Below are 14,056 nucleotides of genomic sequence, written 5' to 3'. Positions count from 1 at the left end.
GGGCTCGTGACCCGATCGTGCGTCGCCTAGGCTGATCTGGTGCCCGAGAGCCCCACACGTCGCCTCCTGCCGCTGCCACTCTGGGCCGCAGTGCTCGCCGCCGCGGTGGGCGGCTCGGTCTACGACATGGGGTTCCCCGGGCTCGGCATCTGGCCGCTCGCCTTCGTCGGCATCGCGCTCGCGCTCCTCAGCCTGATCGGTCGACGAGCCTGGGGCGCTGCGCTCGTCGGGTTCGTCTTCGGGCTCGCGTTCTACCTGCAGCAGGTGTCGTGGACCTCGCTCTACCTCGGCCCGATCCCGTGGCTCGCCCTGTCGTTCCTCGAGTCGCTCTTCGTGGCGGGCGGGGCGGTGCTCATCACGCTCGCATACCGCTGGGTGCCGCGGGCGAACGATTCGCGCTGGGTCAGACTGATCGTGCTGCCGCTGCTCGTGGCCGGGCTCTGGATCGTCCGCGAGACCGCGAACGGCACGCTGCCGTACGGAGGATTCCCGTGGGGGCGCGCGGCGCTCAGCCAGGCGGAGAGCCCCTTCGCCGAGCTCGTCTCGTGGGTGGGGTCGACCGGCCTCGGGTTCGTGATGGTCGCGATCGTCGCCGGAGTCATCGAGTGGGTGCGGCTTCGCGGATGGCGCGACCTCCGCACCGCGATTCCGGTCGCCGCCCTCCTCGTGGTCGCCGTCGTGCTGCCGGCGTGGCCGACGACGATGGTCGGCGAGCTCCGCGTCGCGAGCGTGCAGGGAAACGGCCCCTCCGGCTACTTCGACGAGCGCACCCAGGGCGATGTGCTCGCGGCCCAGCTCGCGGCGACCGAGCCGATCCTCGACGAGGAGGGCGTCGACGTCCTCCTCTGGCCCGAGGGCGGCTCCGACATCGATCCGACCCGCAGCGCGGGGGCGGCCGAGGTGTTCGACTCGCTCAGCACCACCCTCGACGCGCCGGTCGTCCTGAACACGGTCACGGTGCGCGGGGAGGAGTACTTCAACACCTCGCTGCTCTGGCGCGCGGGGGAGGGCGCGGTCGACAGCTATGACAAGCGGCATCCGGTGCCCTTCGGTGAGTACATCCCCGACCGCTGGTTCTACGACGCCATCGTGCCGAACCTGACCGGACTGGTGCAGCGCGGGTACTCGCCCGGCGTGAACCCGCCGGTGTTCGACCTCGGCCCGGCCGTCGCCGGCCTGGCGATCTGCTTCGACGTCATCTACGACGAAGTCATCTGGGAGGGCGCCCGCGACGGCGCGGAGGTCTACCTCTTTCAGACGAACAACGCCGATTTCCGCGGCACCGACGAGAACCAGCAGCAGCTCGCCATCGCGCGACTGCGGGCGATCGAGACGGGCCGCTCGGTGGTCAACATCTCGACGGTCGGCACGAGTCAGGTCATCGATCCGACGGGTCGGACGATCGACGCCCTGCCCGCCGACGAACCGGGCGCGATGGTGACCGACGTCGAACTGCGCCAGGGCATCACCCCGTCGGTGGCGCTCGCAGGTTGGGTACCGATCACGATCGTGCTCGCGGCACTCGCGGGGCTCATCGCGGCAGGGGTGCTCGCGACGCGTTCAGGTTCGCGTCGGGATTCGCGCGACTGAGGATTCGGCGCTGTGCGCCCGGCTCAGGCGCCGATCTTCTGCTGGCCGCGACGGGCGCGCAGGTAGGTGAGACGCTCTTCGAGGAGTTCCTCGAGCTCGGCGCGCGTGCGGCGCTCGAGCAGCATGTCCCAGTGAGTGCGGGCGACCTTCTCGCCCGAGCGGTCGATTTCGACCGGCTTCGAGTCGACGAGGAGCGTGGCAGCGGCACCGCACTGACGGCACTCCCACGTCTCGGGGAGTTCGGCGTCGGCGGAGAAGGTCATGACCGTCTCGTGGCCGCAGGCCTCGCATCGATACGTGTGCTCCGCACGGTCGGCGAACACCACGCCGTCTTCGCTCTGCAGGCTCTGTGCGCCGATTCGCATGCCTCGAAGGCTCCGGTCCGCCATGGTGTTCTCCCTTTACTCGATCGTCTGACATTGTCAACGATCAAGCTGGGCGTTCCCTTTCCGCCGCCTGAGGTTTTGCGGGGAATTCTCAGCTTCGAGCCGCGATGACCTCCATCGCGAGGTCGGCGCGATCGGTGACGAGCCCGTCGACGCCGAGATCGAGGAGCCGGGTCATGTCGGCGGGCTCGTTCACCGTCCAGACGTGCACCTCGGCGCCGACGCGGTGCGCGAGGTCGACGAGAGGACGCGTCACGAGACGCACGGGCCCGCTGCGCTCGGGGATCTGGAGTGCGAGCCCACCGTGGAGCGCACGGATCGCCGAGGCGGGGGAGCGGAGGAACGCGGCACTCCGGAATCGGAGCACGCCCGTGCCGCCGACCGAGGTCACGGCACCGGGAACGAGCCGGGCCAGCCGCTGCCGGCGTCGCTCGGAGAAGCTCGTCAGCAGAACGCGATTCGCCGACTTCGTGCGCGCGATCGCGGCGATCGTGGGCGCGACCGCCGCCTCCTCCTTCACGTCGATGTTGAACCGGGCTTCGGGGAACGCGTCGAGCGTCGCTTCGAGCGAGGAGAAGCTCTGTCCGTGCCCGAGGTCGATCCGGCCGAGCTCATGCACGGTCAGTTGCCCGACGGCAACCTTGCGCCCGGCGACTCGCTCGAGCGACGGATCGTGCGACACGACCGCGACCCCGTCGTGGCTCGCGTGCACGTCGGTCTCGAGGTAGCCGGCACCGACCGCGATCGCCTTCGCGAACGAGAGCAGCGTGTTCTCGGGCGCGTCGACCGCGAGGCCCCGGTGCGCAAGCACTCGGGGCCCCGCGGGTTCGAAGTACGTCGAAGCCACTCCGCGACTCACGCCTGCGGCGGGAACGTGCCGGGCGGCGCCACCGGCGGAGCGGCGGCTGCGGCGGGCGCAGGCGCGCTCGCAGGCGCGGCACCCGCGGCCGGGGGAGTGAAGGCCCGGCCGATGCCCTTGAGCGCCTCGGTCAGCTCGCTCGGGATGACCCAGAGCTTGTTCGCGTCGCCCTGCGCGAGCTGCGGCAGCATCTGCAGGTACTGGTAGCCGAGGAGCTTCGGGTCGGGGTCGCCCTTGTGGATGGCGTCGAACACCGTGAGGATCGCCTCGGCCTCGCCCTGAGCGCGCAGCACGGCCGCCTTCGCGTCACCCTCGGCCTGGAGGATGGCGGCCTGCCGCTGCCCCTCCGCGGTGAGGATGGCGGACTGCTTGGTGCCCTCGGCGGTGAGGATGAGCGCACGGCGGTCTCGTTCGGCGCGCATCTGCTTCTCCATCGAGTCCTGGATGGAGATGGGCGGGTCGATCGCCTTCAGCTCGACGCGCGACACGCGGATGCCCCACTTGCCCGTCGCCTCATCGAGCACGACGCGCAGCTGTCCGTTGATGTTGTCGCGAGAGGTGAGCGCCTCCTCGAGGTTCAGCCCGCCGACGACGTTGCGGAGGGTGGTGGTCGTCAGCTGCTCGACCGCACCGAGGTAGTTGGCGATCTCGTAGGTCGCGGCGCGGGCATCGGTGACCTGGAAGTAGACGACCGTGTCGATCGAGACGACCAGGTTGTCCTCCGTGATGACGGGCTGCGGGGGGAACGAGACGACGGTCTCGCGCATGTCGACCAGGGGGCGCAGCCGGTCGATGAACGGCACGAGGATGTTGAGGCCCGGCGTGAGCGTCTTGTGATAGCGGCCGAGCCGTTCGACGACGCCCGCGTAGGCCTGGGGGATGATTCGGACGGATCGCGCGATGACGACGATCACGAAGATGACGATCGCGATGACGACGATCGTCACGATGATGCCGGAGATGTCCATTACTCGGCCGAACTCCTCTCTACCGGCACGACGACGGCCGTCGCACCATCGATGCCCGTGACGAGCACGCGCCCGCCGACCGCGACATCCGCCTGCTCGGTCGCCGGTGACAACCGCGCCGTCCAGGTCTCGCCGTTCTGCAACCTGACCTGCCCGCCGGCGGCGCCGACCGTGTGCACGACCGTGCCCTCGGCGCCGATCAGCGCGTCGATGTTGCTGCGCGCCGGGTCGGAGCCCCGCCTGAGCGCACGGAGCAACGGCGGTCTCAGCACGAGGATCAGGGCGACCGCGACGACCGCGGCGATGACGAACTGCGCCCACCAAGGGATGCCGAAGAGCCCGGACAGGAGTCCGGCCACGCTGCCGAGCGCGAGCATGAGGAAGGTCATCTCGAGCGTGAACACCTCGATCGTCGCGAACGCGAGAATCAGCACGAGCCAGGCGATCCACGCGTACTGGGTCAGCACATCCAAATCGGGTCTCCTTCGCACGCGGGTCGGCTGATTCGAAACTAGCAGTGCCGGGAGCGGCATGGGGGAGTTGATAGTCTCGGTTCGCTGCGGCGACGCTCGTGCGCCGGCCCGCTCTGAACTTCGAGGAGACCTCCAGTGACCAACCCTCTCGCCCCCGGCTCGCTCGCCGGCCGCGTCGCGCTCGTGACCGGATCGTCGCGCGGAATCGGTGCCGACACCGTTCGTTCCCTCGCCGCAGCCGGCGCCTCGGTGGTCGTGAACTACCGCAGCAAGGCGCCGCGCGCCGACAAGGTGGTCGCCGAGATCGTCGCGGCCGGCGGCACTGCGATCGCCGTCGGTGCCGACCTCACCGACCCCGAGTCGGTCGCCGCGATGTTCGAGCGCACCGTCGCCGAGCTCGGCCCGATCGACGTGCTCGTCCTGAACGCCTCGGGCGGCATGGAGACCGGCATGGGCGAGGACTACGCGATGCGCCTCAACCGCGACGCGCAGGTCAACGTGGTCGAAGGGGCGCTGCCGCACCTCGCCGACGGAGCGCGCATCGTCTTCGTGACGAGCCACCAGGCCCACTTCATCCGCACCACGCCCACGATGCCCGAGTACGAGCCCGTCGCCCTCTCGAAGCGCGCCGGCGAAGACGCGCTGCGCGCCAAGCTCCCCGAGTTCGACGCCGCCGGCGTCGAGTTCGTCGTCGTGTCGGGCGACATGATCGAGGGCACCATCACGGCGACCCTCCTCGAGCGCGCGAACCCCGGCGCCATCGACGCCCGCAAGCAGGACGCCGGCCGCCTCTACAACGTGGCCGAGTTCGCCGCCGAGGTCGCCGCGGCGGTCGTCGAGCCCGTGCCGGCCGATCACACGCGCTACGTCGGGGATGTCTCGGGCTTCGCCCCCGAAGCCTGACGAACCCGTCGCGAACGAGAAGAAGGCCGGCCCCGGAGCATCCGGGGCCGGCCTTCTTCATCGCCGTGAGGCGATCGCTCAGGCGGTCGCGGCCGCGGTCGCGCCGCGACCGAAGGTGAACGCGCGCACGATCTGCACGATGCCGAGCACGATGAGGCTGATGCCGATCAGCCACCAGAGCGCCACGACGTAGAGCGGCGAGAACACGAGCACGAGACCGGCGACGATGCTGAGGATCGCGAAGAAGATCGCCCAGCCCTTCGACGGCGCGTCACCGAGCTGCACGAGCGCGACGACGCCCTCGACGATCCACAGCACACCGATCAGGATGCCGATGAAGAGTCCGAGGAACGCGGTCGTGGCCGAGAGGTTCGCGAGGGCGAGGACGCCGCCGACGACGAACAGCAGGCCGAGGATGATGTCGAGCGCCCGTGCACCCCCCGAGATGCCCTTCGAGAAGATGCCGAGTCCGAGGTACGCGACGCCCGCGATGAGGAAGTACACCGCGAGGATCGCCGCGAGGACGACGGCCGAGTCCTTCGGCCAGAACGTGATCAGGATTCCCACGATGAGCGCCACCACGCCGCTGATCCCGAGGGTCGCGCGAACGGTGTTGATCGCCGACTTCGAGAGCTCCTCGGAGTCGAGCGAGAAGGTGGCGAAGAGCCCGGTGCTCTGCGGGTTCGACATGATGTGTCCTTTCATGGGCGAGTTGAGGCAAGGCTATGGCCGAATGCAAGCTGGGCAACGGATGTGAATGCGCGCGTCGCAATGCGACGGAGTGCGTCGGTGTGCCGTCGAATCGCCGGTATCGCAGTGCGATCGGTCACGAATCGAGAAGCCGCGGATGCCTCGCGCGAACTACCGTGGCGGCATGTGCCTCATCATCCGCGCCCGTGAACTGCCCGCCGATCACCCCGCGTTCTCCGGCGGCGTGCCTTCGACGTCGCCCGACGATGTCGGTGAGAACTGCTTAGATCGAGTGATCGACCTCGAACAGGGTGGGCACGCGGTGCCGGCTGCGCACGTGCCAGACCCCCGACTCGCGATGGAGAACCGATGAGCACCGCCTCACCGCACCAGGCCGACCGCCACGATCTCATCCGCGTGCAGGGCGCGCGCGAGAACAACCTGAAAGACGTCGACGTCGAGATCCCCAAGCGACGGCTGACGGTGTTCACCGGAGTCTCGGGCTCGGGCAAGAGCTCGCTCGTCTTCGACACCATCGCCGCAGAGTCGCGACGCATGATCGACGAGACCTACAGCGCGTTCGTGCAGGGCTTCATGCCGTCGGTGCCGCGGCCCGACGTCGACGTGCTCGACGGGCTCACCACCGCGATCCTCGTCGACCAGGAGCGACTCGGCGCCAACCCCCGTTCGACCGTCGGCACCGTGACCGATGCGAACGCGATGCTGCGCATCCTCTTCTCGAAGCTCGGCGAGCCGTACATCGGCGGGCCGACGGCCTTCTCGTTCAACATCCCGACGCAGAAGGCGAGCGGCGTGATGATCGGCCAGAAGGGCGAGAAGAAGATCGTGAAGGACGCGATCTACCTCGGGGGCATGTGCCCGCGCTGCGAAGGGCGCGGCTCGGTCTCCGACCTCGACCTCTCGCAGATCGTCGACGAGTCGAAGTCGCTCGACGAGGGCGCGATCATGGTGCCCGGCTACACGGCCGACGGGTGGATGGTGAAGGGCTTCTCGCAGTCGGGCTTCTACCCGGCCGACAAGCCGATCGAGCAGTTCACCGAGAAGCAGCGGCACCTCTTCCTCTACGGCGAGGTCACGAAGGTCAAGATCAGCGGCATCAACATGACCTATGAAGGGCTGATCCCGAAGATCACGAAGGCGATGCTCTCGAAAGACCTCGACGCGCTGCAGCCGCACATCCGCGCGTTCGTCGAGCGCGTCGCGACGTTCGCGCGCTGCCCCGAGTGCGACGGAACCCGTCTGACCGAGGGCGCTCGTTCGTCGAAGATCGATGGCGTCAGCATCGCGGACGCGTGTCGCATGCAGGTGACCGATCTCGCCGCATGGGTGCGCGGGCTCGACCTGCCCGAAGCCCGGCCGCTGCTCGCGGCGCTCAGTGCGAACCTCGACGCATTCGTCACGCTCGGCCTCGGCTACCTCAGCCTCGAACGGCCGAGCGGCACCCTGTCGGGCGGCGAGGCGCAGCGCATCAAGATGCTCAGGCACCTCGGCTCCTCGCTCACCGACGTCACCTACGTCTTCGACGAGCCGACCATCGGGCTGCATCCGCACGACATCCAGCGCATGAACTCGCTCCTCCTGCAGCTGCGCGACAAGGGCAACACGGTGCTCGTCGTCGAGCACAAGCCCGAGACCATCGCGATCGGCGATCACATCGTCGACCTCGGCCCCGGAGCCGGCCGCAACGGCGGCGAGATCTGCTTCGAGGGCACGGTCGAGGGGCTCAAATCGAGCGGCACCCTCACCGGGCGTCATCTCGACGACCGCGCGACGCTGAAGGCCTCGGTGCGCACCGCCGACGGTGCGATCAAGATCCGCGGCGCCGACGAGAACAACCTCGAGGACGTCGACGTCGACATCCCCCTCGGGGTCCTCACCGTCGTCACGGGGGTCGCGGGTTCGGGCAAGAGCTCGCTCATCCACGGATCGGTCGCCGGGCGCGACGGCGTCGTCTCGATCGACCAGGGCGCGATCAAGGGGTCGCGGCGCAGCAATCCCGCGACCTACACCGGGCTCCTCGAGCCGATCCGCAAGGCGTTCGCGAAGGCGAACGGCGTGAAGCCGGCCCTCTTCAGCGCGAACTCCGAGGGTGCCTGCCCCAGCTGCAAGGGCGCGGGCGTGATCATCACCGAGCTCGGCTTCATGGACACGATCGAGACCCCCTGCGAAGACTGCGGCGGCAAGCGGTTCCAGGCGGGGGTGCTCGAGTACAAGCTCGGCGGGCTCGACATCACCGAGGTGCTCGACCTGCCCGTCGCCCAGGCGCACCGCTTCTTCGACTCGCCCGAGGCGAAGCTGCCGGCCGCCGTGAAGATCCTCAAGCGACTCGAAGACGTCGGGCTCGGCTACCTGACGCTCGGACAGCCGCTCTCGACGCTGTCGGGCGGCGAGCGGCAGCGCGTCAAGCTCGCCATCGCCATGGGCGAGCCCGGCGAGGTCTACGTGCTCGACGAGCCCACGACGGGCCTGCACCTCGCCGATGTCGAGAACCTGCTCGGCCTGCTCGACCGGCTGGTCGACTCGGGCAAGTCGGTCATCGTCATCGAGCACCACCAGGCCGTGATGGCGCACGCCGACTGGATCATCGATCTCGGACCCGGCGCCGGTCACGACGGTGGGCGCATCGTCTTCGAGGGCGCGCCGGCCGATCTGGTCGCCGCACGGTCGACACTCACGGGCGAGCACCTCGCGGAGTACGTCGGCGCATGAAACCGGCACGCCTCGCCGCGCCACGCATCGACGAGCTCGTCCTGACCGGCCTCGCCGACGGCGACGACGCCGAGTTGATGTCGGGCGCCACGCTCGAGGGCATGCACTTCACGGCCGCGGATGTCAGCGAACGCGACCTGACCGGCGTCCGGCTCATCGAGTGCGAGTTGAGCGGCGTCGTCGCCCATGAGGCGAGGCTGCGTGGTGCGGTGATCAGCGAGACGCGGATCGAGCGACTCGAGGCACCGGTCCTGCACGCGCCGCGCGCCGAGCTGCGCGACGTCGTCATCACGGGTTCGCGCCTCGGCTCCGTCGAGTTCATCGACAACCGATGGCAGTCGGTGCGATTCATCGGCTGCAAGCTCGGCTTCGTGAACCTCCGCGGGTCCGAGCTCCGGGATCTCCGATTCACCGATTGCGACATCGAAGAGCTCGATCTCGGCAATGCCCGCGCGGAGCGGGTCGCGTTCGACGGCTGCGAGCTCCGAGCACTCGCGGTCACCGGGGCGACGCTTCGCGACGTCGACCTCCGAGGGCTCGACTTCACCGCGATGTCGACGCTCGACGGCATCGCCGGCCTGCGCGGCGCGACGCTCGACAGCACGCAGGTCGCCCTGCTCGCACCGAGTCTCGCGACGCACCTCGGAATCAGAATCATCGACTGACCGGGAATTTCAGCACGCGATCGAATCGATCAGTTTCAGAGAGAGGCTCGCTTCGTCGATCTCATCACGCGCGCCGTCTCGTAGTCGCTCAGAATTGCGGGTGAACGGTCGCGCTGACGAGGGCGAACGGCGGTTCGGCACGCGTCGGACGGCTCAGCGCGAGTGAAGCCGGCGTTCGCCCTCCGAGTCGATCCGCGCGGCGGCCGCAGTTCGGCCGGGCGAGGTGCCGAGATGGCGACCGAACTCCATGAGGATCCGGTCGCCTGCCTGTCGTGCCGACGGTGACACCGTGTCGAGATTGATGAAGCCGTGGACCATCCCCGGAAGGTCGTGGTGGGCGACCAGGCTGCCTCCGACTTCGAGGCGTTCCGCGAGTTCTGCGCCCTCGTCGTGCAGCGGGTCGTGCTCACTGGTCACGACGATCGTCGCGGGCATTCCAGCGGTCGGCAGCTCCAACGGGCTGTACACGTCCGCGTTCGCCCGCTCGTCGGGAATCCATTTCTCGATGAACCAGTGCAATGCTGTTGTGCTGAGGCCCCACCCGTGCGCCTTCGTGCGGATGCTCGCTCGGCTCAACCTCAGGTCCGCGTTCGGATTCAGAAGAAGGAGACCCTCGACTGTCGTGCCGTTCGCCACGAGCCGGTGCGCGGCGAGGTACGCGATGAGGCCGCCTGCGCTGTCTCCGGCCAGCCCGAGCGGGGTCGTCGGCAGCTCGCTGAGTACCGCCTGCACCACCGCGATGACGTCATCGACGCCAGCCGGGGCCGGATGCTCCGGAGCGAGGCGGTAGGCCACGGCGACGACATCCACATCGCCCAACGTCGCAAGCCGGCGGCAGGCACGGTCGTGCGAGTCGAGGTCGCCGAACACGAAGCCGCCGCCGTGCACGAAGACCACGGTCGGCCGAGCGCCGCCGGTATGCCGATACCAGCGGACCGGTATGCGCACCTCGCGTTCGACGAACGAGTCCTCGACGACATCGACCTCGGGACCTCGCGCGCGAAACCGCTCGGCACGAAGCTCCTCGAGCAGGGGCTCCGCCTCGGGCTCGCGTCGAACGGCTTCCAACCATTGGGCAAGTTCCTCGTCCGCGATCACGAGTTCAGGCTATCCAGCGGGGGAGCAGTAGCCGCGATGGGAGAGCAGGGCCAGGGGATCGTGAAGGCACTTCTGCATCCTCGGGCCCGCTTCACGATGAGGCGACCGCTCCTCCGCGATCGGTCGCATCGATCGCACCCGCGATCTGCAGACGCAGAACCGCCGCCAGCCGAGGAACATCGACCGGCGCGGTGGTCTCGATCGGGATCACCGGCAGTCCGGAGAGCGGGGCGGCGTTCGATGTCAACGTCTCCCATTCGGATCGTCGCGCCTCATCGGAGTGCGCCCGGTGGCGTTCGCGCGTCAGGAACCGTTGCCGTGCGACCTCCCGAGGGGTATGGCACCAGATCTCAACGCCGTGCGGCGCACCGAGCGAGTCGAAGCCTCGGCGAAAGTGCGACTCGTCTCGGCCGGTCGCCCAGAACGACTCGATCATCACCGCTCCACCGAGCATCCGCGCGATGGCCCAGACGTTCTCAGCAGCGACCACGCCGAGCTGCGACGTCGGGAGCGAGACGTCGACCGCGTCACTGAGCGCCTCCTTGATCGCATCTTTCGCGACGAGGGGAACGGCGAGCTCGCGTGCGAGCGGTCTCGCCAAGGTGGACTTGCCCGCACCCGGAATCCCGTTGACCACGATGAGGAAGTCGATCACCGTCCGAGCCTAGACCGGGGCGGAGCCTCCGCCGCGGGCGCCCCGCCGACCGCGGCATCGGCGCAGGCGGAGCGCTCGGGGGCGCGTGGATCGCGGGGGAGTAGCGGGCCTCGGACACCGCGGAGCGTCGATTCACGATGAACCGGCTTCCCGATCACCTCGGCATCGGCATCGCCCGCTACGAGGGCGAATGCGTGTCCGAGGCGGATCGGGCCGAGGCCCGGAACGCACCGGGCGTCACGCCCAGCGTGCGCCGGAAGTGACGGGTGAGGTGCGCCTGATCGTGGAAGCCGGCGAGGATCGCGGCCTCGACGGGGGAGTGCCCGTCGATGAGCAGCCGCCGCGCTCGATCGACACGGCGGCCCACGACGTAGCGATGAGGCGGAATGCCGTACGCACGGGTGAACGCGCGCACCAGGTGGCTCGGATGCGCACCGAGTTCGTGAGCCGCCTCGGCGATCGTGAACGGTTCGCTGAGGCGGTCGTCGAGCATGAGGCGGAGGCGCCTGGCGAGCGGCGAATCAGGAGTCTCGGAATGCACGCCACCGAATCCGGCGGCGACGATGCGCCCGAGCTCGAGCACCCAGTATTCGGCCGCATCGGTGTCACCGGGCATGCGGAGCGCCGCGTGGACGCGGTGCACGGCCGAGAGCGCCGCACGAGTCGTGATGGTGGGGCGTGCTGCCGCGGCGTCGGGCGCCCACCGTGGCAGCCAATCTGTCGCGAGGTAGAGCACGCGCTTGCGATACTCGACGCCGCCGATCGCGGTGCGTCCGTCGTGGGGCACTCCTGGTGGGAGCAGGGCGATCGCGCCGGGTCGAGCGTCGTGTGCGACCCGATCCAGCGCATAGTTGACGGCGCCGTCGTCGACGAGCATCACCGTCCAGTCGTCGTGCGTGTGCGCCGGGTACTCGTGCCGATCGAAGGTCGCATGCAGCCCCTCGCGGACCGCGGGTACCCCCGGCCGCCATGCACGCACCGCCTCGACCATGCGAGAAACGTACAAGACACGGCTGCGCGACGGATGAAGACTGGACAGGTCGACCCCGTCGCCGCACCATGAAGGAGCAACATGAACACCCCGACATCCCGACGCCTGCGCGATCTCGTGTACGAGACCTTCGCTTCCGAGGGCCGAGCCCCCTCGGTCGCCGAGCTCGCGCGTCGCACCTCGAGCGGCGTCGACGACGTGCGTCGTCAGCTCCACGACCTCGCGGATGCGCACGCCCTCGTGTTGAACCGCGACGGCGACGCGATCCGCATGGCGCATCCGTTCACGTCCGCGCCGATGGCCTTCGTCGTGACTCCGGTCGACGGCCATGACGATCGGCGCTGGTGGGGCGGATGCGCCTGGGATTCGTTCGGCATCAGTGCCGCACTCGGCCTCGAGGTGCGGATCGAGACCGCATGCCCGGAGTGCGGGGCGACGATTTCATTCGCCGCAGGCCCGACGACACCGCCGCCCGCCGAACTCGTGGTGCGCTTTCCGCGACCGGCCGCCGAGTGGTGGGACGATGTCGTCGCCACCTGCACGATGATCCGGCTGTTCTGCACCCGCGAACACGCCGAGTCGTGGGGCGCCGAGCGCGCTCCAGACACGGGATACCTCGAGCCGGCGACGACCGTGTGGAGCCTTGCGAAGCCCTGGTACGGCGATCGCCTTGCGGCCGACTTCACTCCGCACACGCGCGAGCACAACCAGGCACTGCTCGACGAGCGCGGACTGGTCGGCGAGTTCTGGCGTCTGCCGTAGCCAGTCGCAGAGATCGGATGTCTCGGCAGCGCGTTGTTCGGCCCGCACAACTCGGGCGAGGGGGAGTGGCGGTGCCTCCCGCGCACCGTCGTTCGCCTAGCCGGTGGGCTCATCCGCTGGATCGGGAAGGTAGTCGATGAAATCGATCGGTTGGGTGATCGGCAGCTCAGGCTCGGACGGCACGGATGAAGACAGCATCGAACTCCTTTTCGGCCGAGAGTGATGCTGGCTGCGCAACGGAATGGTGCAGCCGACTCCCGGCACATGGATATGTCCGGGAGGAGCCGTTCGGTTCCCAATCTCATCCCTTGATCCGGAGCCTCTTCTCCGCAATCATCGAGCGCATGACCCGACTTCTCGCTCGGCGGCCGCTGAGGGCCGCCGGCTGGTGCCTCGCCCTTCCCGTGGCATCCCTCTTCGTCCTGACGGCATGCGCAGCGCCGTCCACCGGCAACGCCGCTGCTGCACCGACGGAGCCGACCTCCGCCGTGGTGAGCATCGAGATGCCCGACTTGGCGCCGTACCCTGAACCCGCTCCGCCGCTGACGGAGGCGGAGTCGGAGGCGAAGCGGCTCGACGATGCCGACGTGCGCTGGCAAGGTGTGCTCGCGAGCTATCCTGACGCCGAACGACCCGATGTCGAGTTCGAGGGCTACGTGACCGACGAGAACCGCATCGAGGTGTTGCGCACCTGCTACGAAGCTGCGGGCCTGCAGGTCGACGAGGGGCGAACGTCGGAGAACATCGATGGGCCGCCCGACTCCATCGGGTGGACGGGCGGTGGCGAGGCAGAGATGATTGCGGCGTATGCCTGCGACACCGCGCACCCGACGAAGATCACCAGCGCAGGCCCGAACGATGCGGAGCTCGGGTGGGCCTACGACTATCTCACGGAGTTCTACGGCCCATGTCTCGCCGCGAACGGTATCGAGGTGCCGGAGCCTCCAGGCCGCGACGTGTGGATCGAGGCGTGGCCCGGATTCGTCTGGTTCCCGTCTGTCGCAGACGACGAACGATTCATGGAACGAGACATGGATGCTGCGCTCAGAAAAGCGTGCCCTGATCCGGATACCTACGTACTGACCGTGTTGCGGCCGGCTGAGTGACTCGCGCGCGGGCGGCGTCCTCCCGACGCTGATGGGCTTCGCCGGCGATTCGCTGCTGCTGGGGAGGACCGCAAACAGCTGAGGCGCTCCTGACGCGGAAGATTATGTCCGTACGGCAATGGCAGAGATTGCCGGGCAGACGACTCGTGACGAGCAGGCCGGTGCTGATCGCTCGCCTTG

14 protein-coding genes are annotated in these 14,056 nt (G+C 68.8%); 6 read left to right on the top strand and 8 right to left on the bottom strand.

Annotated features, from left to right (window positions below; genetic code table 11):
* The first annotated feature begins 39 nt into the window (after window positions 1–39).
* Window positions 40–1,590: an apolipoprotein N-acyltransferase gene (gene lnt / locus ACFVTR_RS10450; RefSeq protein WP_387037056.1), complete on the top strand. Its 1,551-nt coding sequence runs from the start codon at window positions 40–42 to the stop codon at window positions 1,588–1,590.
* Between the two features lie 23 nt (window positions 1,591–1,613).
* Here lnt and ACFVTR_RS10445 read toward each other — a convergent pair whose 3' ends face one another.
* The 4 genes from ACFVTR_RS10445 to ACFVTR_RS10430 all read right to left on the bottom strand — a co-directional run bounded on the left by ACFVTR_RS10445 (window position 1,614) and on the right by ACFVTR_RS10430 (window position 4,270).
* Window positions 1,614–1,979 carry an RNA polymerase-binding protein RbpA gene (locus ACFVTR_RS10445; protein ID WP_022888234.1) on the bottom strand — a complete coding sequence of 122 codons (366 nt, stop codon included), beginning with the start codon at window positions 1,977–1,979 and terminating at the stop codon, window positions 1,614–1,616.
* 88 nt (window positions 1,980–2,067) lie between these two features.
* Window positions 2,068–2,787, bottom strand: coding sequence for a glycerophosphodiester phosphodiesterase family protein (locus ACFVTR_RS10440; RefSeq protein WP_387037055.1), 720 nt, complete (start codon window positions 2,785–2,787; stop codon window positions 2,068–2,070).
* A 44-nt stretch (window positions 2,788–2,831) separates the two neighbouring features.
* Window positions 2,832–3,803 (bottom strand): SPFH domain-containing protein, encoded by a 972-nt coding sequence (locus ACFVTR_RS10435; RefSeq protein ID WP_387037053.1) that lies wholly within the window; start codon window positions 3,801–3,803, stop codon window positions 2,832–2,834.
* Complete coding sequence (locus ACFVTR_RS10430; protein ID WP_376945833.1) at window positions 3,803–4,270, bottom strand: NfeD family protein; 468 nt, start codon at window positions 4,268–4,270, stop codon at window positions 3,803–3,805. The genes ACFVTR_RS10435 and ACFVTR_RS10430 overlap by 1 nt, the downstream gene beginning before the upstream one ends.
* 141 nt (window positions 4,271–4,411) lie before the next feature.
* Between ACFVTR_RS10430 and ACFVTR_RS10425 the strand changes: the two genes are divergently transcribed.
* The gene (locus ACFVTR_RS10425; protein WP_387037051.1) at window positions 4,412–5,179 is read left to right on the top strand and encodes an SDR family oxidoreductase; all 768 of its coding nucleotides are present in this window, start codon (window positions 4,412–4,414) and stop codon (window positions 5,177–5,179) included.
* A 78-nt stretch (window positions 5,180–5,257) separates the two neighbouring features.
* Here the strand turns inward: ACFVTR_RS10425 and ACFVTR_RS10420 are convergent, their stop codons facing one another.
* Window positions 5,258–5,869, bottom strand: coding sequence for an HdeD family acid-resistance protein (locus tag ACFVTR_RS10420; RefSeq protein WP_387037050.1), 612 nt, complete (start codon window positions 5,867–5,869; stop codon window positions 5,258–5,260).
* Window positions 5,870–6,238: 369 nt separating this feature from the next.
* Here ACFVTR_RS10420 and ACFVTR_RS10415 point away from each other — a divergent pair, with 369 nt between their 5' ends.
* Window positions 6,239–8,599 (top strand): ATP-binding cassette domain-containing protein, encoded by a 2,361-nt coding sequence (locus ACFVTR_RS10415; RefSeq protein ID WP_387037048.1) that lies wholly within the window; start codon window positions 6,239–6,241, stop codon window positions 8,597–8,599.
* Window positions 8,596–9,264 (top strand): pentapeptide repeat-containing protein, encoded by a 669-nt coding sequence (locus ACFVTR_RS10410; protein ID WP_387037046.1) that lies wholly within the window; start codon window positions 8,596–8,598, stop codon window positions 9,262–9,264. The genes ACFVTR_RS10415 and ACFVTR_RS10410 overlap by 4 nt, the downstream gene beginning before the upstream one ends.
* Before the next feature lie 153 nt (window positions 9,265–9,417).
* Here ACFVTR_RS10410 and ACFVTR_RS10405 read toward each other — a convergent pair whose 3' ends face one another.
* The 3 genes from ACFVTR_RS10405 to ACFVTR_RS10395 all read right to left on the bottom strand — a co-directional run bounded on the left by ACFVTR_RS10405 (window position 9,418) and on the right by ACFVTR_RS10395 (window position 12,008).
* Window positions 9,418–10,362 (bottom strand): alpha/beta hydrolase, encoded by a 945-nt coding sequence (locus ACFVTR_RS10405; RefSeq protein WP_387037044.1) that lies wholly within the window; start codon window positions 10,360–10,362, stop codon window positions 9,418–9,420.
* A 91-nt stretch (window positions 10,363–10,453) separates the two neighbouring features.
* Window positions 10,454–11,017, bottom strand: a complete 564-nt coding sequence (locus tag ACFVTR_RS10400) for an AAA family ATPase (protein ID WP_387037043.1) — start codon at window positions 11,015–11,017, stop codon at window positions 10,454–10,456.
* A gap of 178 nt (window positions 11,018–11,195) precedes the next feature.
* Window positions 11,196–12,008: an AraC family transcriptional regulator gene (locus ACFVTR_RS10395; RefSeq protein WP_387037041.1), complete on the bottom strand. Its 813-nt coding sequence runs from the start codon at window positions 12,006–12,008 to the stop codon at window positions 11,196–11,198.
* A gap of 81 nt (window positions 12,009–12,089) precedes the next feature.
* On the opposite strand from ACFVTR_RS10395, the gene ACFVTR_RS10390 reads away from it, so the two are divergent.
* Together ACFVTR_RS10390 and ACFVTR_RS10385 are read left to right on the top strand one after the other, a co-directional pair.
* Entirely contained in the window at window positions 12,090–12,770 is a 681-nt protein-coding gene (locus tag ACFVTR_RS10390) for an alkylmercury lyase family protein (RefSeq protein ID WP_387037040.1), read from the top strand.
* 344 nt (window positions 12,771–13,114) lie between these two features.
* Window positions 13,115–13,876, top strand: a complete 762-nt coding sequence (locus ACFVTR_RS10385) for a hypothetical protein (protein WP_387037038.1) — start codon at window positions 13,115–13,117, stop codon at window positions 13,874–13,876.
* Window positions 13,877–14,056: the final 180 nt, after the last annotated feature.

The sequence above is a fragment of the Agromyces sp. NPDC058126 genome (assembly GCF_042884595.1).
Lineage (GTDB): Bacteria > Actinomycetota > Actinomycetes > Actinomycetales > Microbacteriaceae > Agromyces.
This window is presented reverse-complemented; position numbering and strand designations above follow the sequence as displayed.